Source organism: Microcoleus sp. w2-18bC1 (assembly GCF_036700365.1).
Taxonomy (GTDB): Bacteria; Cyanobacteriota; Cyanobacteriia; order Cyanobacteriales; family Microcoleaceae; genus Microcoleus.
In genome coordinates this window covers 1-19,343 of the sequence record NZ_JAUBOS010000015.1, presented here as the reverse complement: position 1 = coordinate 19,343, position 19,343 = coordinate 1, and the positions used below count along the sequence as shown (strand labels likewise).

The window sequence follows — 19,343 nt, the reverse complement described above, 5'->3', positions numbered from 1 at the left end:
TTTTTCGTGGCTCGTCGCAAAATCTCGTAGAAACCGGGTTTCTCGCCTCCGATGCGATCGCCCGCGAGCCCATCTCCCTGCGGGATCATCCCGCTGATCTCCGGCATTTGAACAGTAAATGTAAAAATATGTTGCAAACTTTGTACTGCTGTGTTAAGTTTAGTTACATAAGGTTGAAATTAAACGAGGTTTCTGGTCATGGAAAACAAAAACGCAAAAGTTGGCTTCACTGAGTTTGCTGAAACCTGGAACGGCCGTTTGGCAATGTTGGGCTTCGTTATCGGCTTAGCTACCGAATTCCTCACCGGTCAAGGCATTCTCTCTCAAATCGGTTTGATGTAATCAGCTTAACTGCATACTAATAGCTGAAATTCAGGCGATCGACCCCATCACAAGTGCAAAAGCCCCCCGCTAATAAGTCCCCTTCACTTCACACGGAGGGGGCTTTTGCATTTTTAATCAAAAAATCCAACAAATGGCACAATCAAAAATCTTTTCCGTCTCAATATTTATCGCGAGACTAACTCCAGCAAACTAAGCAATTCCTACGGAATCCAAAATCCTCAATTTAGGAGTCAAAGCCGGATGTTTCACCAAACCGTCGCGTTTGTTAGTCCGCCCCCCCTTAAGTAAAATCATCTCCGACAGATCCGGCATTTCCTGCCAGCAGTGCGAGCAGAACCAATAAACGCGATTGTGGCGAGCGTGGCGGAGCAATTTAGAGGAGCAACAAGGGCAACTATTCATGATATTTTAAACCTTTTTTGAAGATATGGAGCGATAACCAAATCATTAGAGAGATTCACAAATGCCTGCACATCTCAATTCCAGGCACAAAAATAAAAAATCTCTTTCACTCACAGCTTTGAGCGTCGCGCAAGTAGCACTTTTGGAGGCCCAACAGTAACACCACAATCAAAAGCTGAACGCTCCAAGGAGCCCAAGAGAAACCCCAAATAAAACAACCCAACCCGGCCCAAGCCACAAGAACAAAAATATCTTGAGAGGTTTGCCAGTAAACCCAGACTGCTGCCAGAGAAACTATTAGTAGCAAAATGTAAGCTGAGGGCATAGTCGTCTTCTCCCAATGTGTCTGCCAACAGTCAGGAGCGATCCCTGACGTTCTGCTTAAACATAAAACTAAAACCTGAAGAACTTATGAAGACGAGTGAGTTGTTACAAAAAGTAAAATAATCCTGCTAGCTTATATTTTCCCGATACATCAGTAGGAATACTGTTCTCATGGCTGAGGCCGAATTCGGTTAAATGAACGCACTAGAAATAGGGACTTAGGCATCATCTATCTGTGTCAATTTCACCTCAAATATCGGCAGGGTTGAAACGCCTAAACGCCTTCGGGACTGCGGTTTTTAGTCTGAAGCTGACAGGACGATAGGCACGGCGCCTAAGTCGCTACATATATCCTGTCCGATCAACCGGATTTTCTCTAAGGAACCCTAGCAAAGAAACCAAGTTTTTTTAACTCTCTTTGCCTGCAAAACTACTGCTTGAAAAGCTGCACAATTCAATGCGGGCGATCGATCTATTCTTGCTCCCAGCCCAAAGCTTCAGCGACCTGAGCCGCCAAAAACATCGGTTCAAAAGGCTTAGCAATCACACTCACCACCCCCAAATCCGCGAACATCCGCCTGTCGCCAGCCAGAGCCTTAGCTGTCAATAAAATTACCGGAATGTGCTGCGTAGCCTTATTAGCTTGTAACTGTATAAAAGTAGTAGGCCCGTCTTGGTCGGGCATCATCACGTCCAATAGAATAGCATCAGGCTGTTCGGCAAGAGCCTTAGCAACACCCTCGCGGCCCGAACTCGCTGTCAGGACTTCCCAGCCCCCCACCAGTTCAAGACTGACTTGAGCTACTTCCCGAATATCTTCCGCATCGTCAATAACCAAGATGCGCTTGGCAGTCAAAATTAACATTTTTTTATGAATGAGAACTGATCATAGATTAGATGCGAAATGCGAATATTTTGTAAAGCAAATTATCTTACCCGATCGGACTTTACAGTAAATTTTCAAAACTGTATAGCAGATGTTGAAGGAAGAAGGAACAAGGAAGACCGAAGTTGCAATCGAGCTGCAGGATTTCAACTAAGAACATCCTAACCGTCTGGCGCGGTTGCTGTAAAATATCCCACCCAAAAACAGCCACTTTTCGACCTCAAATTGTGCTTTTTGCCCCCAGTCCCCAAACTGCCGAAAAGGCTGAGATTGTTTGTCGATGACTCGATCGAACAATCTGCACCAAATCAGTAACTTTGGGTACACCTAGGTAGAAATTAACTTTCAGTTGCAAGCCCCTCCCTCAGAAGTGGCAGACTTAAGAAAAAAGTGCTGCCCTCCCCCACAACGCTCTCCACCCACATCCGCCCCCCGTGCTGCTGCACAATACTGCGACAAATAGCCAGCCCCAAACCAGTACCTCCCTTCTGGCGAGAATCAGAAGCATCAACCTGTTGAAAGCGTTCAAAAACCATCTCCAGTTTGTCTGGCGGAATACCCCGCCCTTGGTCTTTCACAGCAATCACGATGTACCACGAGCTCGGAACTGGCAAATGCGGAGGCGCGGCGGCAGGCTCAGGAGATAACAAAGACGGAGACGACACCGACTTGTGCGCTGCTTTTTCTGCCAAATCGGGATTGTGGGTCAACTCCCCGCTCAGCCAAACCGTAGCGCCGGAGGGGGAAAATTTTATAGCATTACTGAGTAAATTTGTCAAGGCTTGAATTAGCCGATCGGGAACAGCTTGCAATTGCGCCCCCACAGGCTTCACCGACAGAGTAACTCCCGCCTGCTGAGCCATTCCCTGCATCTCGTCAGCCGCCTGCAACATCAGGTCAGCCACATTGCAAGTTTGTTTGATGGCAGTGCTGTAACTCGACTCCATCCGCTCTAAATCTAGGATGTCATTGACCAAGCGCACCAAACGGTCAGTGTTAGTGACAGCAATCTCCAGCATCCGCTTAGCTTTCTGGGGGTAAGCGTCAAGCAGGCCGCTGTTGAGGAGGCCCAGGGCACCGTGAATCGAGGTCATGGGCGTCCGCAGTTCGTGGCTGACAACAGAGATGAATTCATCTTTCATGCGCTCGACGGCAAGCCGCTCCGTGATATCTTTAAAAGTCACCACAGCTCCAATAATTTCGCCTTCTTCTCGCATCGGAGCGACAACGTACTCAACCGGAAAACTGCTGCCGTCTCGCCGCCAAAAAACCTCATCCGTGACGCGGCGCGCCTCTCCGTCTTCCAATGTGGCTAAAATTTGAGAACTTACCCTTTGAGAACTTACCCTCGGCGGCAGCCGTTTGTCCGCCTGCGGTGCGGCGCAGTGTGGGACAAGTTCAGAGCCTGAATAGATGTCTGTTGCAGGTGAGAGTTGCTCGATCGCCCTTGAGCATTCTTGCTGTGAACGGTGTAAACTTTCATAGAGTGGTCGATCGATCAATTGCTTCGATTCGCACCCAGCCATTCTCACCGCTGCAGGATTGACAAAAGTTACTTTTCCCTGTTTGTTCAACCCGCAAATTCCTTCTCCTGCGGAGAACAAAATCATTTCTGTTTGGTGGCGGAGTTGTTCAAAGGCTTTTTCGACTCGCTTGCTGTCGCTGATGTCGCGAGCGATTGTCGAAACCCCCGTTACCGCTCCAGTCGCGTCTTTAATCGGAGAAATCGTCAGGGACACATCTATCTGTTGACCATCTTTCCGCAAGTGTACGGTTTCGTAATGGTCGATGGTGGCTCCAGCCCTAATATTTTCCAAAATTTGGGGCATTTCCTTGGGGCGTTCGGGTATGGCTAAAATCTCGATCGACTGCCCCTTGATTTCCGCAGCACAGTAGCCATAAATCTTCTCTGCTCCTGCGTTCCAGCTCTGAATTGTCCCGGCGAGGGTTTTGCCGACGATGCCGTCGTCGGAAGACTCGACAATCGACGCCAAGCGCACGAGTTCGTCTCTAGTTTGCTTGTGTTCGGTAATGTCGCGACCCAAAATCACTATACTTTTGCGTCTGCCGTCGGGGTGAAATACGGGTACTTTAATCACGTCGTAGATTTTCACAGTACCGTTTGAGCGGAGAATCACTTCTTCTCCCCTAGAAAGCTCACCTTTTTCCCACGCTTCTTGATCACTCACCTCGCACGCCTGTAGCGCCTCGCGGTAAAAAATGCTGAGTTCTCCTAGCTGAGAATCTTTAAGACCACGGTAGTCTATTTGTTCTAGCTCGAACACTTCCAATATCGCTTGATTTGCCTCCTGCCACCTGCCCTCGCCATCTTTGAAACAGACAATATCTGGCATGGCATTCATCAGCAAGTCGAGATAGGAGTTTTCTCGCAGTGCAGTTTCTACCTCCGCCCGCTTGGCGATTTCCCGTTGCAGGTTTTCGTTTGCCGTTTGCAGCGAGTCCTTTAACAAACTTTCTGTAAAATTCCGTTCTTTAATTACTTCTTGAAGTCTGTGGAGTTCTACCGACAGTCGCCTTCGGGCCAACAAATTCTCTACCCGCAAGTGCAGTTGGGTGGGTTCGACAGGACTTACTATCACATCGTCTATTCTGCGTTCGAGTTGTTTGATCTGCTGCGAAAATAGCTGCTCAGCAAGAGCAGGCGTTTGGGATTTACTAACCAGCAAGAACGGTAAAAATATCGGCTCGGCGGCTGTTTTTAATGATTCTACCAGCGGCCCGATGCGATCGAAATTTGCCTCGTCAAGAATGCACAAGTCAAAAGCGATTTGGGGAATGGGAAATTCGGAGTTGGGATCTAAAGCGCGATCGAGTACGATCACCTCATGCTCGGTGTTGAGGTGGGCGATCGGCAAATTAAGTTGTTGGTGGCGATCGACCAAGAGTAAAATGCGGCTCATTAGTTTGTTAATTTCCCCATGACTAATGATATGATGTCCGGTAAATTAACCATTATATGTTTGGTAGTCAGGACCTAAGTCCTCTTTTCTAGGAGGCAATGAAGCCTTCACTACAACAAATTTTATAGCCTTAGATAGACCGGACGCGATCGAAGTTATTAAGGCATTAAGTAGCCAGAGTTGAAGCCCCAATTTAATATAATTTGATAATTATTTAATTGTTTGTTGGTTCAAAAAATGACTAAGGACTAAGGACTAATTCAGGGGGCGGGTTTATATTTATTTGGGTTGGCAGTTCTATGAAAGCTGGTGCAACCCGCCCCTACAGCCTAATGACTAATGACTAAGGACTAATGACTTTTTACGGCATTCCGATCGGAATCAAAGCATCTTCCGGCATACAGCTAGAGTAACGACTTCCTTCCGATAAAACCGCAATTAGCCTCACCTGCCAGTCGGGCATAATCTGCAAATCCGCCCAGGGCACTGCTACCTCCAAACATTTATCCACTCCCACTTGAGCGCGGCTAATGCGGGGCTGCCACTGATCGCCCTCTTCTGCTTCCTGAAACCAAATCGATTTCGTCAGCAAATTAATCTCTAACTGATGGTGGTATCTATAGTTTAGCGGTGCTTCGTCAGGCAAACCTGACAGCGGGATCAGACTGTTGTTCATCGTGCGATCGGGATAAAACCAGAACAAATTTAACTGCTGCGGGCAATCAATTCCCGGCCGCACGCCTACCTTGAAGTCGGCGCGAATGTAAAAATTCAAGTGGTCAACCCCGTACCAAAGACGCTGAATTGCCGAACTCCGGTGCATCGTACCCCTTGCTCCCCCAACTTCAATCCGACCGGCTTTGTCCCAATCCTGTTCGTTGCCGATACCGTCAATCACCGGGTGAATAAAGCTCAGCGGCAGGTGGTCGCCTTGAACCTCGTGCACCTCTACTTGTCGCCGCACTTCCGGGGGTACGGGCTCGCCGAGAGCTTCGTAAATTGTCGCTACGTGTTCGCGGAATAGCTGGTCGAACATGGCATCTTGGTTCGACGTGTGGCCTTCGCCAAACCACCAGAACCAGTCGGAACCTTCAGCCGCATAAAGCGCTTCCCAAGCTTCTGGGTTGGTTTCTTCTGTGGCTTCTGGATGGTTTGCCAGCATTTGTCTGGCGGGCCCTAATATGTCCCAAGCACGATTTTTCGCGGGATCGCCGATCCAAGTTGTGAGGGAACCGTCCACCCAGGAACCGGTGTGCAGTTGGGCTGCGGGAATTGTTTCGGTTGCTGGGAATTTGTCGAGAAATTCTGAGACGGTGACTAATTTGATATCGGGATTATCGCTGAGAGTTTGATAGAGGGATTCTAAGAAGGGTTTGCCGTCTTGGGGATAGAATTCCCAGCAATTTTCGCCGTCTAGGGCGATCGTCACTAACCAGGGATTTTCTAAAGCGGTTTGACCGTCGGGTTGTCGGTGTTTGAGAGTTCTGCCGATCGCTTCTAAGTGTCCCACTAAATCTGATGCTGCTTTTTCCGGTTCCATCGAACCGTAAGTAAACCCGATCAAGTCGGACAATCTGTGGTCTCTAAATACTATAGCTAAATCGCCGTCAGGAGTTTCTAAACGGTAAGGGCGATATAAGAATTCTGGTTCGTAGACATTCCCTGTCGCGTCGCGGTGGAAAAAGTGTTTAATTGTCCACCCCAATACAGCTTCGTCCGAGACTATCCATTTAAAGCCTTGTTTGGCAATGTAGGGCAAAATTTCCGGGCTAACTGCTTGTTCCGACGGCCACAAACCGCGCGGTTGGCAATCAAACCGGTCTTGATACATTTCCCAGGCTTTTCTCAGGTGTCGGGGAATATCTTCTGCCCACTGAAACCGGTGTTGTGGCAGCGTCATGTTTGGAATAGCTATGCGGCCGCCATTAGTGTCGGCAAGCAGCGGTAAAATCGGGTGCGTGTAGGGGGTTGTGGAGACTTCCAACTGTCCCTCAGCTTGCATTTTACGGTGCTGGGGAATGATGCGAGCGAGGATTTCTTTTTGTTTTGAGTAGATGTTTTTTCTGTCTACCAAACTAAAATTTTGTCCTTGTTTCAGCCACGCTGCAATCTCCGGGTCGTCCCAAAACAGCGGGTCAATCCAAGCTAAATTATGCCAGGCCAGCAAGTCGCTAAAATCCTGCAATTTCCAGTTTCCCAAACACCACTGAATGCCTTTTTCCTGCCGCTGAGTGTAGAGTTGAGCGTAGCGGGGGTGCGGCTGAATAAGAGTGTGGTAATTGGCGTCAAAAAAGTGTTCTAAAATGAACTCTTTTTCTGGGAGGGTTAAAATTTCTGCTGACTTTAATGTCACCGTCAAGTAAGGGTCTAATGCTTTGTCTGCGATGCAGTCTTCTATCTGCAAAATCAAGGAGGGAACCAAGTTTACGGTTTGATGAAGCTTGGGATATTTTGCCAGGAGGAGCACTAAATCCAAGTAGTCTTTGACTCCGTGCAAGCGCACCCAAGGCAGTCGGTACTGAGCTGCTCCTGGGCTAGCTGATACTCTGGATTTGTAGAGCGGTTGGTGTTGGTGCCAAATGAAGGCTACATAAAGGGGATGAGACATTGAATTTAGTAATTGGTAATTGGTAATTGGTAATTAAATTTGGTAATTGGTAATTAAATTTGGTAATTGGTAATTGGCAATTAAATTTGGTAATTGGAAACAGTCAACAGTCAACTGGTAATTGGTAACAGTCAACTGTTAACATCCAACTGCCAACTGTCAACGGTCAACTGGTAATTGGTAACAGTCAAAGTCAACTGTCAACTGTCAACCGTCAACTGTCAACCGTCAACTGTCAACCGTCAACTGCCAACTACCAATTGCCAACTGACTAATTACATTACCTGTTCGACTTCGGCAATTTCTGGGATAGCCTCGCGCAGGCGACGTTCAATGCCCATCCTCAGAGTCATTGTGGAACTCGGGCAAGAGCCACAAGCTCCTTGCAGTCTCAGGTGTACCACTGGGCCGTCAATTTCTACGAGTTCGACGTTGCCACCGTCCGATATCAGGTAGGGGCGCATTTCATCGAGAACTGTTTCGACGTTATCTCTGGTTAGTGCTAGTGTCATATTTCGCCTCTGTGATGATTTCTTGCAGTTGATGAAAGTTCGATTTGACTCAAGGGCAGCATTCTCAACCCGCGCGGGATTTAAGAAACCGGGTTTTTTGATAAAAGACTTAGGCACTCAGGTGAGCCCGCGGCAGGAAACCCGGTTTCTGTCACGCTGATGCTCGATCCCAATTAGCTCTCTTGTTCGATCGTAGCGTTACTTGTCGCCAAATCAAGTTGATTCTGATACGTTAACTAAAAAAAACCCGTTTTATTTAAGAAATCGGGTTTTTGAAGCCGCTACACTATTGCTGGTTCTAGCAGTTTGACATTGGAGTAGTTGAACTCGGTTGTTGTCAGTTGACCTTTTTCTTTGGCTCGAACTACTTGCTTGGTCATGACATAATAGTCGCCTATCTTCTCAAAGGTATCTTCAAATTCGAGTTCTTTGATAATTTCGTCGGTTTGAGGGTTGCGGAAAACGGCATCGTAGTGGCTGGCCAAAGAACCTTCGGGTGTCTCTAAGCTTTTGTGCGTGTCAATTACGAAAGCCATGCGACCCATCACCCGGCTGACTTGACAAATTGAGAGACCTCGGATTTTATAATTCGATCCCATTGAGTCGCCTTGCACCAAGATGTCCACAGCGTCGGTGCTGTCTTTCTCGCCCAGGGTGAAGCTATTTTTGCCGTGAGATTTTTCAAATGTCGATCGTTTGCGGTGGGTGACAATATCGCGCATTTGGGTGTAGACGCTTTGCTGCACTTCCTCATCTTCAATGCCGCTGACTTCCACGCTCATGTCGGGTTTGATGGAAACATGACCCGTATATACTTCGTCGCCCTGTTTGAGTTCAATATCGGCACTGTAACCGGGAAAATTGGCATCCCAGGTATAGCGGTGTTCGTAAGCAGCGCGAAACAAATCGCGAGCGTTGGCTTGCTCTGTCATAAATCCCTCTTTCTCTTGACACCAATCTAGTTTAGCTTAACCGCGAGAAGCCCCACATTCACTGGGTAGGGGAGTTACCCGCACTCCTGGCGAACACTTGTTGGGGGAGCGGCTGGGGTGGCAATTAGGGCGCAACAAGAATTTACTTTCTCTATCGGTTGCTATGATTTGAAGATAAAGTCCCAAAATGCCTGGTTATTGAGAGCGCGATGGGTCGATCGCCAGACACCAGTCTTAGTTATGGGTTATGTTGAAAAAACTTGTGTCCGCTTTTTAGGGGTTGCACCCGCAGGCAACTATTAGATTCCCCCCTTAATAAAATGCTAGAAACTGTTTACAAACACTTAGAAACATTGCAGGAACAAGCTAGGGAATTGCCACACCCGCAACAGGCAATTTTCACAAAAGTTTTGGAAGATTTATCAAATTCTCTACAGGAAATGGCAGGCAGCCGCTTGTTTGAAAGCGCCACAAATAACGCCGCAAAGCTCGTTGAAATTGAAAAAAATAATCGCCTTTTGGAACGCACTGTAGCCCAGCAAGTAGGGCAAATCAGACAGCTACGGGAGCAGTTGGAAAAACAAATCAGCCAGCATCGCAGGGACACTCAAGCATTAACTAAAAGTGAAGCCAAACTGCAAGCTATGCTGCGTAATTCTCCCGATCTAATTACCATTGTCGGCTCCGACGGGCGAGTTCGATACCACAGCGGAGCCCTACAGCGGCTTTTGGGTTACAATCCCGAAGAAAGAATTGGCAAATTTCACGGCGAGTTAATCCATCCAGACGATTTGCTGGCTTGGCAGACGTATTTTGGTAAGTTGTTAGAATCTCCGGGAATTGGAGGGGTAATCGAATATCGGAAACGCCACGCTGACGGTTCTTGGATCTACATGGAGTCGATAGGTAACAGTTTGCTTTACGATTCTAGCGTGCAGGGAATTATAATTAATTCGCGGGAAATAGGGGAACGGAAGCAAGCCGAAATTGCAGTCCGAGAGTCGGAACTCCACTACAGAGTTATGTCGCAAATTACTTCGGATTTTGCCTATTCTTTTAAGGGGCAGCCCGACGGCAAGTTCGCCTGCGAGTGGGCGACAGAAGCTTTTGAGCGCTGCACCGGTTGCGTTCCTGAAGAATTAGAATCGTTTGGTTGGTGGAACTCTGAACTCGTTCATCCAGACGACAGGGAAATGCTAATTAAACAGTTAGAAGGCTGTACTTTCAGCCGCACTGGAGCTAATGAGTATCGCATTATTAATCAAAAAGGCGAGGTGCGCTGGGTGCGGGACTACTGGCAAGTGGTGTGGGACAAAACTGCTGAACGGGTTGTCCGTTTGTGGGGTGCTTGTCAGGAAATTACCGATCGCAAGCAAGTAGAATTGAAACTGCAACTCGTTAACCAAGTTTTGCAAGCCCAGATAGCATCGGCGCCGCTGGCGATTAACTGTACCAGCAATGACGGCAATACCGTTGTTTGGAACCGCGCCGCCGAACAACTTTTTGGCTGGACTGCAGTTGAGGTTTTAGGGAAACCTTTACCGAATATTCCTGAAGGCCAAAAGCAAGATTTTTACGCGCTGCTAAAGTCTGCGTCTAATGGCAAACCGCAAAACGGTTTGGAAATATCTTTGTTGAAAAAAGATGGTAGTTCGATCGATGTTTGGCTTTGGGCCGCACGTGTGCGAGATGCGGGCGGCCAGACTGTCGGCAGTATCAACATATTTTCTAGTCTTTCAGAACGCAAGCGCATAGAGGAAGAGCGCCAAAAACTAGCAGCGATGAAAGATATGGAGGAACCTTTTTGGGCGCGCTATGTCAGCCCTCCAAAAACTCCGAAAAAAAAGGGCGGCGGGTAATTCTATCAAGCACAAGTTAAAAGCATTAAAAGTGCAAAAGTGTAATCTTATGCTTGCAATATCCTTTCCGGTAAAATAACCTATTTGATGTGAGTCGTGCGAGCGGACATAATATGATAAATACACCGCGCTAAGCTGTTGTGCATTTAAATAGGGTGTGAGGATTTGGTGAAAGGGAACAGGAAACTGGAAACGGGGAACAGACAATATGTAATTTAAATGCTCGACAGCTTACTACGTGTAGTAGTTGCTATGCTGTACTTTGTAAAACTATAATTCCCTAAAAATAATTGATGAACCACCTATCGAATTTATTGAGGGAATCTATCGATAAATTGTCAGGTTTTTCCTGTGTAAAACTTGTGTAAACGTAAATATTAGACTTGTTAAATACGCCACTATAAGGTTTACTGATGCCCCGATTTTTCCTGACTCCTGAAAGTGGCTAACTCTGCGTGAGTTTGGCAAGCTTCACTTAACTCAATGTAATCTAAGATATTGGAAATTACCTGAGAAAGATGGATAGCCGAACGGTGAGCTTCTTGGATAAAATCTCTCTCCTCTATGGGATCGTCAGCTTGGTCGTCTATGGTTAGTTGTAGATAGCCGATGATGTGATTTAGGGGAGTGCGGAGCTCGTGGGACGCTTTCAACAAAAATTGCTTTTTGAGCTGGGATAGTCCTTGTACTCGCTTGGTGCGCTCTTGGTAGAGGGTAGCAAGGGCGATCGCACTTCCTACTTGCTCGGCAAGTTCTTGTGCGAATTCGATCTGGGATTGAGTCCAACGTCGATCGGTCTTACCCTTTCCCGACGATCGACCTTTGCACTGATGCAAGCTAATTATGCCGTTAGGTTGCTCTTGGTAAGCGGTAGCCACCACTAGCAGCGACTGCGGCCCAAAAGAGTCATTGGCTGCAAAGGACTCTACTACCACCGGTTCGAGGGTGGCTAGAGCTTGAAGGAAATGAGGTGCTGCTGTGAGCGAGATTTCCATTCCCAGCATGGGTAAAAATGGTTCTTGGCAGTATTCAGCAGCTACTTTGACTTGCAGGCTAGAACTTTCATAGGGACAAAGTATACAGCGGCTGACGCCTAGTGTTTCTCCCAGACTGTTAACTGTTTGCTGCCAGATGGTATTGAGATCCAAGGTGCGACGAATATTTCTGCCAATTTGGAGTAAAAGCTTTTGCGATTGAGCTGATATTTGCTGATTCATAGCAACCCTTTTTCTACTAGACTGGCAAAAGTTTACCACTCCGGCAACAGAGCAGGGAGTTACTGAATTTGCCAGCCTGCCGCTGTCCGACTTATTGATTACGTAATTCTACTTAAATATTGCCACAGACCGTCAAACATTACTAAGTATTTGCGGTGTCTTTACAACATCTTTATGATTTTCACATAGAACGGAGAGCGTCCTGTTTTCGTGAACTACCCAGCGCTGACATAAAGGTACAGCGTGAGCTTCTGACTTCAACGGGGATTGCGTCAACTTGGACTTGCGTCCCAGTCTCGGGCTCAAATCCCCTCCTCTACTCAGCAGTCCTGCTTTCCAAGACTGATAGCATTCTGAGTCATTCTGCTCTAATATTTGCTGAAGCGTTGCCATCTCTATCGTGATGGATACCACAACTAGGACAAGTCCATGCCCTAACATCTAATGGCATTTCACTCACCTGATAGTGGCAGTTTGAACAGAGTTTCGAGCTAGAGAAGCATCGGTCAATCTTTACCAACACTTTACCTTCACGGTCTAGTTTGTACTGCAAGAAATTGACAACCATCCTCCAACATACATCAGAAATTGCTCTCTTCTAGTTTGTGGTTACGAACCATGCCCTTTGTGTTGAGACTTTCGACTACGATGACTTGGTTATCGTCAACAAGCTTTCAAGGGTAGCTTATGTAAGTAGTCTTGACGAACATTGTTAATTTGTTCGTGAACCCTAGCAACCAGTTTCCTGGCTTTATTTCTATACTTGCTTCTTTTCTCCTTTCTGGCTAGTTTTTGCTGCTTTTTTTTTCAGGTTGCGTTCATGTTTTGCTAAGAAATGAAAAATTAATAACTTGATTGATGAGTGAGTGAGTTGAGGTACAGCTCGATAATTCCATTTGGGTAAATATTCATCAAAAACAATTTTCATGTTTTTTTTGAAATCATCAGTCACCTTTCGACCAATTTTATATATTTTATCTGCCACATTTACAACTACAGATAGACCATCGTTAGTTAGTGTGAGTTTTTTCCATGAGACTCTTGACTAAATCGAGACTTGTAAAAAATACTCCTTGACCAGCTCTGGTAATATGAGGGAAGAGTCGATGTTTAATGGGATTATATTTAGATATATAGGGATGATAATGAGCAATTTCAAGCTCAATTCCGGTTTTATCTACTAACTTTGTAAATTTTGTTTAAAGATATAATGATTAGCATTATTTCTGCCACCACCATCACACTTAGCTCAAATCGAATTGGGATTAGGATAGGTAGCTTTTCCATAATTGTTCCACCAGTGTTTGATGGATTCACAACCAAATTCACTGGTCTCCTTACTGTTACCGAATGTTACATAACCTCGTTTTTTTTGGCCATCGTAAATTCCATGTGGAATCACTTTCCCGCAACCTAAACTCCAAAAAACATGGTCTAAAGTAATGACAGGTTCGGTTGTATAAAGAGTACCGGAACGATACAAATTACCTAAAACTTCTTTCTTTTTGGTATCAAAACTAATAATGGGATTGCCTGCTTCATCTATACTGTGTGTCGAGCATGGCAATATTGTAAAATTGAGCATTACGATTTTTATTAGTTCCTATTGTTTGCTTTTTTGTGCTTGTTGCTTGACATATTCATGCTTTTTTAAGAGTTTATTTACTAGGGAATACTGATAATAAATCCGACCGACTTAAGTCCCTAAGCTATTTCTTTATGTGTTAAATTAGTCCCTTAAATTAACTCATTCATTGGGTCTCCGGCTCTCGCAAATTTTAAAACTTATAAAAATGCGGCATCAATTCCGATTTGGCTAGAAAAAATATTTTTTCTACCACCGTCAGAATTTCTAATTCTTGAATTATTGACTGTCTCTATCTGTTGCTCCATTTTTTTTAAATTTTCAATTCCATGAACCACGGTATTTCGACTACATCCCCAAAGTCGTATTATATAGCTAATTCAACCCCAATTTTTGAGCCTCAATCCCTACATACCTTCTTTTATCCTTCTCTGATAAAGAGTTATAAAACTTCTTCATTTTAGACGCAATTGAACTCGAATAAAACATGGGTTTAAAGGTAAAATAGTGTACGGTAATAAAAAAACTGTTGCAAGTTGCTCTGGTGTTTTGGTAAACTCAGCGATCTAGCCTTGTTCTTGATTATATCTAATAATTCATCAAGTTATTGATTTTTCATTCCAAAGCATGATTGCCCCAAATTATAGTGACTATGATTAGATTCCGGTCTCGCCATTGAGTTCTTTCGAGAGCAACGGCTACATATTTTTTAGTTGAGAATGTTAATTTTGAACGGTTTCTCCGTTGCGCTCTATTAAATCTTTGCTCTCTAAATTCAGACTTTAAAGCCACTTTGATTATAGGAAACCACAGCAACTTGGCCGAGAGCTGGGGGAGCTTAAGAAATCGCTGGAGACTTCGGACGCGACTATTGTATTGAATCGGTTGTGGAAAGATGTTAGCCAATCTTGATAATCTGACTTGTCGATGGCTTTGAAGCATTAGAACTAAGAGTTCTAAGGTGAGTGCTTGACTCTCGCTCAAGTGGATTCGTAATAACTTTTGGTATAATGTCTTTAGTATTTTTTGTGGGGTGGCTCCCAAGGCCACTCGCTTTTTTACGACTTCTCCATTATCTCAAACAATTGCCCCGTCTGGGTTTTCCCTTGGTTGTCACCCTCTCAGCCTGAATTCTTACCTAACGGATAAGTTGCGATCGCTATCCTCAAGATATAATCGCGATCGCAACTTCACGCTCATTCTTTACCTTCCAATCCCCACATATTGGAAACCAGCCGCTTCTAAAACCTTCTTGTCTAAGAAATTGCGACCATCAATCATCACCGGATGATTCATCAACTTTGCCATTTTCTCGTAATCTAAATTACGAAACTGTTCCCAGTCAGTCACTAACACCAAAGCATCGCAACCGTCTGCCAACCTTTCCGGGTCAGTTTCTACCAAAACTCCCGACAAACCGTGACGCATCCCCGTTTGAGAAACAATCGGATCGTAAGCTTTAACTTTCGCTCCCAATCGGTTCAGACTCTCGATTAAATTCAGCGCCGGAGCATCTCGCAAATCGTCAGTATCCGGCTTGAAAGTTAAACCCAAAAGTCCGACGGTTTTACCTTTGAGAATCTTCAAAACTTGTTGCAACTTTTCAATAGCAATCAACCGCTGGCGTTCGTTAACTTCCACTGCCGCTTTCAGCAAATGCGCCTCGTAACCGTAATCCTCAGCCGTGTGAACTAAAGCCGAGACATCTTTGGGGAAACAAGAACCGCCCCAACCAATGCCAGCTTGGAGAAACTTGTTGCCAATCCGTGAATCTAAGCCGATACCTCGGGCAACTTGACTAACATCTGCACCGACGCGATCGCAAATATTAGCAACTTCATTAATAAAGCTAATCTTCGTAGCTAAAAAAGCATTAGCTGCGTACTTAATCATCTCCGCTGAACTGATATCCGTCATCACCACAGGGACCTCCGGCAAAGACGGATTTTCTGCAAACTTGCGATCGACAATCGGCCGATATAACTGTAGCATCATATCCATAGCGCGCTGAGAGTTGCTGCCAAGAACAATGCGATCGGGATTAAAAGTATCGAAAACAGCACAGCCCTCCCGCAAAAACTCCGGGTTGCTAACCACATCAAATTGAACACCTGTTTTTGCTGCGACTTCCTCACCAGTAGCGCCCTCACCGCTTTGAGGTTTTTGACGTTCTGCTAAACCGTCTAGTACAATTCTTCGCACCCAATCCCCCGAACCGATGGGCACTGTCGATTTGTTTACGATTACTTTGTAATCGCCGTCGAGGTGAGCTCCAATGCCACGAGCAACCGCTTCCACGTAGCGAGTATCGCTTTCCCCAGTAGGCAATGGAGGCGTTCCCACGGCAATAAACAAAATATCCCCGTGAGACACTCCTGCTGCTAAATCCGAAGTAAATTCTAGATTACCAGACGCAGATGCAGAAGACATTAATTCAGACAGTCCAGGTTCAAAAATAGGCGACTGTCCAGACTTCATTAATTTAACTTTTTCTTCGTTGTTGTCTACGCAAATCACGTGGTGGCCGATGTGGGCCAAACAAGTGCCGGTGACTAAGCCAACATATCCTGTACCGATGACGCAAACCTGCATAGAAATCTCCTCAAAGCTAGTAAATAAATCAGGTAGGAATTGGGAATTGGGAATTGGGAATTGGGAATTGGGAATTAGGAATTGGGAATTGGGAATTAGGAATTGGGAATTGGGAATTGGGAATTAGGAAATTTTTTTCCATCCCTCACTCTCCCAGTCTCTACTTTTGGTTTCCCTCGATGCGATCGCGAAAATCCTTTATAGTCAACTCTAAACCTTGATCCAGCGGCACAGTTGGCTCCCACCCCAACCAATTTTTAGCACGAGTAATATCCGGTTGTCGCTGTTTTGGATCATCTTCCGGCAGCGGTTTAAAGATAATTTCTGCCCCTGGATTAATCGTGTTTTGAATTTTTTGTGCCAGTTCCAATATAGTGTATTCGCCGGGATTCCCCAAATTCATCGGCCCGATTTGGTCGCTATTCATCAAACGAATAAATCCTTCTACCAAATCAGAAACGTAGCAGAAACTCCGTGTTTGGGAACCGTCGCCGTATACAGTCAGTGGTTGATTCCGCAAAGCTTGAGCAATAAAATTGCTCACTACTCTGCCGTCATTTTCCAACATCCGGGGGCCGTAGGTATTGAAAATTCGGACAACTCGAATGTCTACCCCATTTTGACGGTGGTAATCAAAAGATAAGGTTTCAGCTACTCGCTTCCCTTCGTCATAACACGATCTGATCCCGATACAATTAACGTTGCCGCGATAATCTTCTGTTTGTGGATGTACGTCAGGATCTCCGTACACTTCGGAAGTGGAAGCGAGAAAAAATCTTGCTTTTACCCGTTTTGCCAATCCCAACATATTCATCGTGCCGATGACGTTTGTTTTAATTGTCTTGACAGGGTTGTACTGATAGTGTATAGGGGAAGCGGGACAAGCCAGATGGTAAATCTGATCTACCTCTAACCGAATCGGTTCCGTGATGTCGTGGCGGATCAGCTCAAAGTATGGGTTGTCCAGCCATTTGAGGATATTGCGTTTAGTCCCGGTGTAAAAATTATCCAGGCAGACTACCTCGTGTCCTTGGGCCATTAAGCGATCGATTAGGTGGGAACCGAGGAAACCCGCACCGCCTGTGACTAAAATTCTCATTGTGGAAACTGCCGTTCTGTTTAGGGGTAGGACTGGAGTACAAAAATTCAGTCGCTCGAATGAAACTTACTAATAGAATAACAAAATAGCGATCGACAATGTAAATACTTATGCGTCACTTTTATAAAATCTTTAATTAACTTAGCATTTTCAAATAGTTTGAACAAAGTGCTATAATTCGCAAATGTCGGTAGCAATTTTTATTTAAGCTTTAATATTTCAGAAAAAATACTGTTGACAATAATTCAGTTGTGAGTTAATAGGTATTAATTGTTTGTTATGTGTGATTGGTGATGCGATCGCTTCTGTCTTGAGTTATCTAAGAAAAGGCTGATTCCCTAGGCATTGCTACGCTTCACGGGCTTGTTTGAGAATAGGTTAATCCAGTTTATCTAAACAGGGCTGATGCGCGTCGAGGCTAGAAACTGGGTTTATTCGTAGATATAGTTGAGAAAGCAAATATTTTTCAGAGAAACCAGGTTTATTTGGTCTTAGTCGCGATGAACCAACTGCGAAGACGGGAATTATAATTATACAGTATCGCTATCCGATCGCGGTGGAATCTCAGCAGCAGTTAAAGTCACAATTATTTTTAAGAAAACGTTAGGTATTCCTGAAGTATAAATGTCTGTTGACTACCTTTAAGATTCTGTTTCATCACCCGAAGCAGACGATTATCCATTTGCTGTGTATCTTGGGTGAAAAAATCATGAAGTACCTGCACTTTGCCTGCATAGTCTCGATCGGCTTTACAAATTACCATTCCTGCATGATTTGAGGTTGTAGAATGGAGATTGATGAAATCTTGACGATTGTCTGTAATGACTACTCGCCCTGCATTTGTCGGGTACATCAAGACTTCATCATCGGGAATTTTTTGATTGGCTTGTCCAGCTTCATAGGATGTCAAAACATCATAGCCACGCGATCGCAGTAAATCAACCATTGCGATCAGAAAGTTTTCATTCGAGTAAAACTTTAGGATTTTTAGTTACTCATTTTCAGCAAGCCACAGGTCGATTTCTTCTCGGTTGTGTTCGTAATAGTTCGCAACCGCTTGCAAATCTTGAAGGGTGAGTCCTGGATAATTATAGAGAAGTTCGGATTCAGTTGCGCCCTGTTGTTGGTAGGCGATAATCGTCCAGACGGGAATGCGGGTATCGCGAATTCGCGCTGCACCGCCACAAATTCCTGGAGTTTTGTGAATGGGATTATGAAGGGTTTGGATGAATTGTAGGGTTTGTGCTAGCAAGTCATCAGGCAGTGTTTCAATGGTTTGGAGAAGTTGTTCTTTGATGGTCATAATCGATCGCCAAAATCTAAAATAGTATCGAGCAAATCCATTAGAATTGCAAATTTCCTAACCTATGCTCCATTCTCTTCAAAAAAAGCTTCTAAATCCCGATCGCCTCTGATAATTCTCATAATTTCAATTCCATCGTTCGCGATGCGGTAAAAGATAATGTAGTTTTGCACAGGAATACCGCGCAAGTAGGGGCGAAGTTGACTATAACTGCGTCCCATCAGAGGAAATTGTGTCAAGTAGCGGCATTTTTTAGTGAATTCGTCGATGAATTGTTCGCCTGCTTCAACGTTGCGTGCGACTTACTTAGTCTGCGATTTCGTCCAGGTCGCGAATCGCTTCAGGTGAGATGATATATTGGCTCATTGGCGATTATACCGATCGAGCTTTGTGAAATTTGGCTCGGATTTGAGCGATCGCCGTTTCACCATCCACTCCTTCACCGCGATTGAGTTGTGTGGAGGCGATGTCGATTTTGACGCAAACTTCTTCTACCCAGCTATTGTATCGATCGCGTTTTTCCAGCAGCCGTAGCGCGTCAGCAATGATTTCGGTAACGTTGGTATAGCGCCCGCTAGCGAGTTGGGCTTGGATGAGTTGTTCTTGTTCGGGGGTGAGGGTGATACTCATAGGTAAAGATCGGTTGGCTATTTTTTTATTGCAGTTCGGGGGGATTGCACGTTGTTTGAGTCGATGGGAGGTATTATCCTCCGCACCTCTCAGTTAGATCCGGACGTGCTGGTTTCCCCGCATCCGGC

General features: G+C 45.3%; 20 protein-coding genes and 4 pseudogenes. 2 read left to right on the top strand and 22 right to left on the bottom strand.

The annotated features are described in order from the left end of the window. Positions 1-198 precede the first annotated feature (198 nt). Positions 199-342: a chlorophyll a/b-binding protein gene (locus QT979_RS11245; RefSeq protein WP_333082210.1), complete on the top strand. Its 144-nt coding sequence runs from the start codon at positions 199-201 to the stop codon at positions 340-342. A 192-nt stretch (positions 343-534) separates the two neighbouring features. Here QT979_RS11245 and QT979_RS11240 read toward each other — a convergent pair whose 3' ends face one another. The 8 genes from QT979_RS11240 to QT979_RS11205 all read right to left on the bottom strand — a co-directional run bounded on the left by QT979_RS11240 (position 535) and on the right by QT979_RS11205 (position 8,930). After that, a complete protein-coding gene (locus tag QT979_RS11240) occupies positions 535-747 on the bottom strand; it encodes a hypothetical protein (RefSeq protein ID WP_333210878.1) in 213 nt (70 codons plus the stop codon). Positions 748-853: 106 nt separating this feature from the next. Continuing rightward, positions 854-1,072 carry a hypothetical protein gene (locus QT979_RS11235; RefSeq protein ID WP_190655558.1) on the bottom strand — a complete coding sequence of 73 codons (219 nt, stop codon included), beginning with the start codon at positions 1,070-1,072 and terminating at the stop codon, positions 854-856. Between the two features lie 471 nt (positions 1,073-1,543). Then, positions 1,544-1,936, bottom strand: coding sequence for a response regulator (locus tag QT979_RS11230; RefSeq protein WP_333104178.1), 393 nt, complete (start codon positions 1,934-1,936; stop codon positions 1,544-1,546). Between the two features lie 171 nt (positions 1,937-2,107). Next, entirely contained in the window at positions 2,108-2,284 is a 177-nt protein-coding gene (locus QT979_RS11225; RefSeq protein WP_333309901.1) for a hypothetical protein, read from the bottom strand. Between the two features lie 11 nt (positions 2,285-2,295). Beyond that, on the bottom strand, positions 2,296-4,878 hold the full coding sequence (locus tag QT979_RS11220) for a PAS domain S-box protein (protein WP_333309898.1): 2,583 nt from the start codon (positions 4,876-4,878) through the stop codon (positions 2,296-2,298). A 361-nt stretch (positions 4,879-5,239) separates the two neighbouring features. Next, a complete protein-coding gene (locus tag QT979_RS11215; RefSeq protein ID WP_333210873.1) occupies positions 5,240-7,486 on the bottom strand; it encodes a glycoside hydrolase in 2,247 nt (748 codons plus the stop codon). Positions 7,487-7,761: 275 nt separating this feature from the next. Then, positions 7,762-7,998 carry a NifU family protein gene (locus tag QT979_RS11210; protein WP_006632519.1) on the bottom strand — a complete coding sequence of 79 codons (237 nt, stop codon included), beginning with the start codon at positions 7,996-7,998 and terminating at the stop codon, positions 7,762-7,764. Between the two features lie 281 nt (positions 7,999-8,279). Further along, positions 8,280-8,930, bottom strand: coding sequence for a DUF3386 domain-containing protein (locus QT979_RS11205; protein WP_333210871.1), 651 nt, complete (start codon positions 8,928-8,930; stop codon positions 8,280-8,282). Positions 8,931-9,250: 320 nt separating this feature from the next. On the opposite strand from QT979_RS11205, the gene QT979_RS11200 reads away from it, so the two are divergent. Continuing rightward, positions 9,251-10,789: a PAS domain S-box protein gene (locus QT979_RS11200; protein WP_333309893.1), complete on the top strand. Its 1,539-nt coding sequence runs from the start codon at positions 9,251-9,253 to the stop codon at positions 10,787-10,789. A gap of 407 nt (positions 10,790-11,196) precedes the next feature. On the opposite strand, the gene QT979_RS11195 is transcribed toward QT979_RS11200, so the two are convergent. The 14 genes and pseudogenes from QT979_RS11195 to QT979_RS11130 form a co-directional block, all read right to left on the bottom strand. Beyond that, positions 11,197-12,006 carry a GAF domain-containing protein gene (locus tag QT979_RS11195; protein ID WP_333309891.1) on the bottom strand — a complete coding sequence of 270 codons (810 nt, stop codon included), beginning with the start codon at positions 12,004-12,006 and terminating at the stop codon, positions 11,197-11,199. 358 nt (positions 12,007-12,364) lie between these two features. Beyond that, complete coding sequence (locus QT979_RS11190; RefSeq protein WP_333210866.1) at positions 12,365-12,574, bottom strand: zinc ribbon domain-containing protein; 210 nt, start codon at positions 12,572-12,574, stop codon at positions 12,365-12,367. 95 nt (positions 12,575-12,669) lie between these two features. Next, a pseudogene (locus QT979_RS11185) lies at positions 12,670-12,753 on the bottom strand (hypothetical protein); the annotation flags it as partial. A gap of 10 nt (positions 12,754-12,763) precedes the next feature. Next, a pseudogene (locus QT979_RS11180) lies at positions 12,764-13,021 on the bottom strand (ISAzo13-like element transposase-related protein); the annotation flags it as partial. Next, positions 13,017-13,160: an ISAzo13-like element transposase-related protein gene (locus QT979_RS11175; protein WP_333210982.1), complete on the bottom strand. Its 144-nt coding sequence runs from the start codon at positions 13,158-13,160 to the stop codon at positions 13,017-13,019. The gene QT979_RS11175 and the pseudogene QT979_RS11180, both read right to left, overlap by 5 nt. A 95-nt stretch (positions 13,161-13,255) precedes the next feature. Further along, complete coding sequence (locus tag QT979_RS11170; protein WP_333309888.1) at positions 13,256-13,591, bottom strand: ISAzo13-like element transposase-related protein; 336 nt, start codon at positions 13,589-13,591, stop codon at positions 13,256-13,258. Between the two features lie 200 nt (positions 13,592-13,791). Further along, positions 13,792-13,929, bottom strand: coding sequence for a hypothetical protein (locus QT979_RS11165; protein WP_333309886.1), 138 nt, complete (start codon positions 13,927-13,929; stop codon positions 13,792-13,794). Positions 13,930-14,212: 283 nt separating this feature from the next. Then, positions 14,213-14,614 (bottom strand): annotated as a pseudogene (locus QT979_RS11160) (IS4 family transposase); the annotation flags it as partial. Positions 14,615-14,794: 180 nt separating this feature from the next. Further along, entirely contained in the window at positions 14,795-16,183 is a 1,389-nt protein-coding gene (locus QT979_RS11155; protein ID WP_333210861.1) for a UDP-glucose/GDP-mannose dehydrogenase family protein, read from the bottom strand. Between the two features lie 160 nt (positions 16,184-16,343). Further along, positions 16,344-17,282, bottom strand: a complete 939-nt coding sequence (locus tag QT979_RS11150; protein ID WP_333038674.1) for a UDP-glucuronic acid decarboxylase family protein — start codon at positions 17,280-17,282, stop codon at positions 16,344-16,346. 592 nt (positions 17,283-17,874) lie between these two features. Next, positions 17,875-18,267, bottom strand: coding sequence for a DUF5615 family PIN-like protein (locus QT979_RS11145; protein WP_333310029.1), 393 nt, complete (start codon positions 18,265-18,267; stop codon positions 17,875-17,877). Positions 18,268-18,273: 6 nt separating this feature from the next. After that, a complete protein-coding gene (locus tag QT979_RS11140) occupies positions 18,274-18,585 on the bottom strand; it encodes a DUF433 domain-containing protein (RefSeq protein WP_333309884.1) in 312 nt (103 codons plus the stop codon). A gap of 62 nt (positions 18,586-18,647) precedes the next feature. Next, positions 18,648-18,866: pseudogene (locus QT979_RS11135) on the bottom strand (type II toxin-antitoxin system RelE/ParE family toxin); the annotation flags it as partial. A 91-nt stretch (positions 18,867-18,957) separates the two neighbouring features. Further along, the gene (locus tag QT979_RS11130; protein ID WP_333309877.1) at positions 18,958-19,215 is read right to left on the bottom strand and encodes a type II toxin-antitoxin system ParD family antitoxin; all 258 of its coding nucleotides are present in this window, start codon (positions 19,213-19,215) and stop codon (positions 18,958-18,960) included. Positions 19,216-19,343: the final 128 nt, after the last annotated feature.

Bases quoted from the DNA above. Each gene is read 5' to 3' on its own strand.
- QT979_RS11195 (WP_333309891.1), bottom strand. From the start codon at position 12,006: ATGAATCAGCAAATATCAGCTCAATCGCAAAAGCTTTTACTCCAAATT.
- QT979_RS11150 (WP_333038674.1), bottom strand. From the start codon at position 17,282: ATGAGAATTTTAGTCACAGGCGGTGCGGGTTTCCTCGGTTCCCACCTA.
- QT979_RS11155 (WP_333210861.1), bottom strand. From the start codon at position 16,183: ATGCAGGTTTGCGTCATCGGTACAGGATATGTTGGCTTAGTCACCGGC.
- QT979_RS11230 (WP_333104178.1), bottom strand. From the start codon at position 1,936: ATGTTAATTTTGACTGCCAAGCGCATCTTGGTTATTGACGATGCGGAA.
- QT979_RS11235 (WP_190655558.1), bottom strand. From the start codon at position 1,072: ATGCCCTCAGCTTACATTTTGCTACTAATAGTTTCTCTGGCAGCAGTC.
- QT979_RS11240 (WP_333210878.1), bottom strand. From the start codon at position 747: ATGAATAGTTGCCCTTGTTGCTCCTCTAAATTGCTCCGCCACGCTCGC.
- QT979_RS11140 (WP_333309884.1), bottom strand. From the start codon at position 18,585: ATGACCATCAAAGAACAACTTCTCCAAACCATTGAAACACTGCCTGAT.
- QT979_RS11170 (WP_333309888.1), bottom strand. From the start codon at position 13,591: ATGCTCAATTTTACAATATTGCCATGCTCGACACACAGTATAGATGAA.
- QT979_RS11220 (WP_333309898.1), bottom strand. From the start codon at position 4,878: ATGAGCCGCATTTTACTCTTGGTCGATCGCCACCAACAACTTAATTTG.
- QT979_RS11190 (WP_333210866.1), bottom strand. From the start codon at position 12,574: ATGGTTGTCAATTTCTTGCAGTACAAACTAGACCGTGAAGGTAAAGTG.
- QT979_RS11245 (WP_333082210.1), top strand. From the start codon at position 199: ATGGAAAACAAAAACGCAAAAGTTGGCTTCACTGAGTTTGCTGAAACC.
- QT979_RS11205 (WP_333210871.1), bottom strand. From the start codon at position 8,930: ATGACAGAGCAAGCCAACGCTCGCGATTTGTTTCGCGCTGCTTACGAA.
- QT979_RS11210 (WP_006632519.1), bottom strand. From the start codon at position 7,998: ATGACACTAGCACTAACCAGAGATAACGTCGAAACAGTTCTCGATGAA.
- QT979_RS11215 (WP_333210873.1), bottom strand. From the start codon at position 7,486: ATGTCTCATCCCCTTTATGTAGCCTTCATTTGGCACCAACACCAACCG.
- QT979_RS11130 (WP_333309877.1), bottom strand. From the start codon at position 19,215: ATGAGTATCACCCTCACCCCCGAACAAGAACAACTCATCCAAGCCCAA.
- QT979_RS11200 (WP_333309893.1), top strand. From the start codon at position 9,251: ATGCTAGAAACTGTTTACAAACACTTAGAAACATTGCAGGAACAAGCT.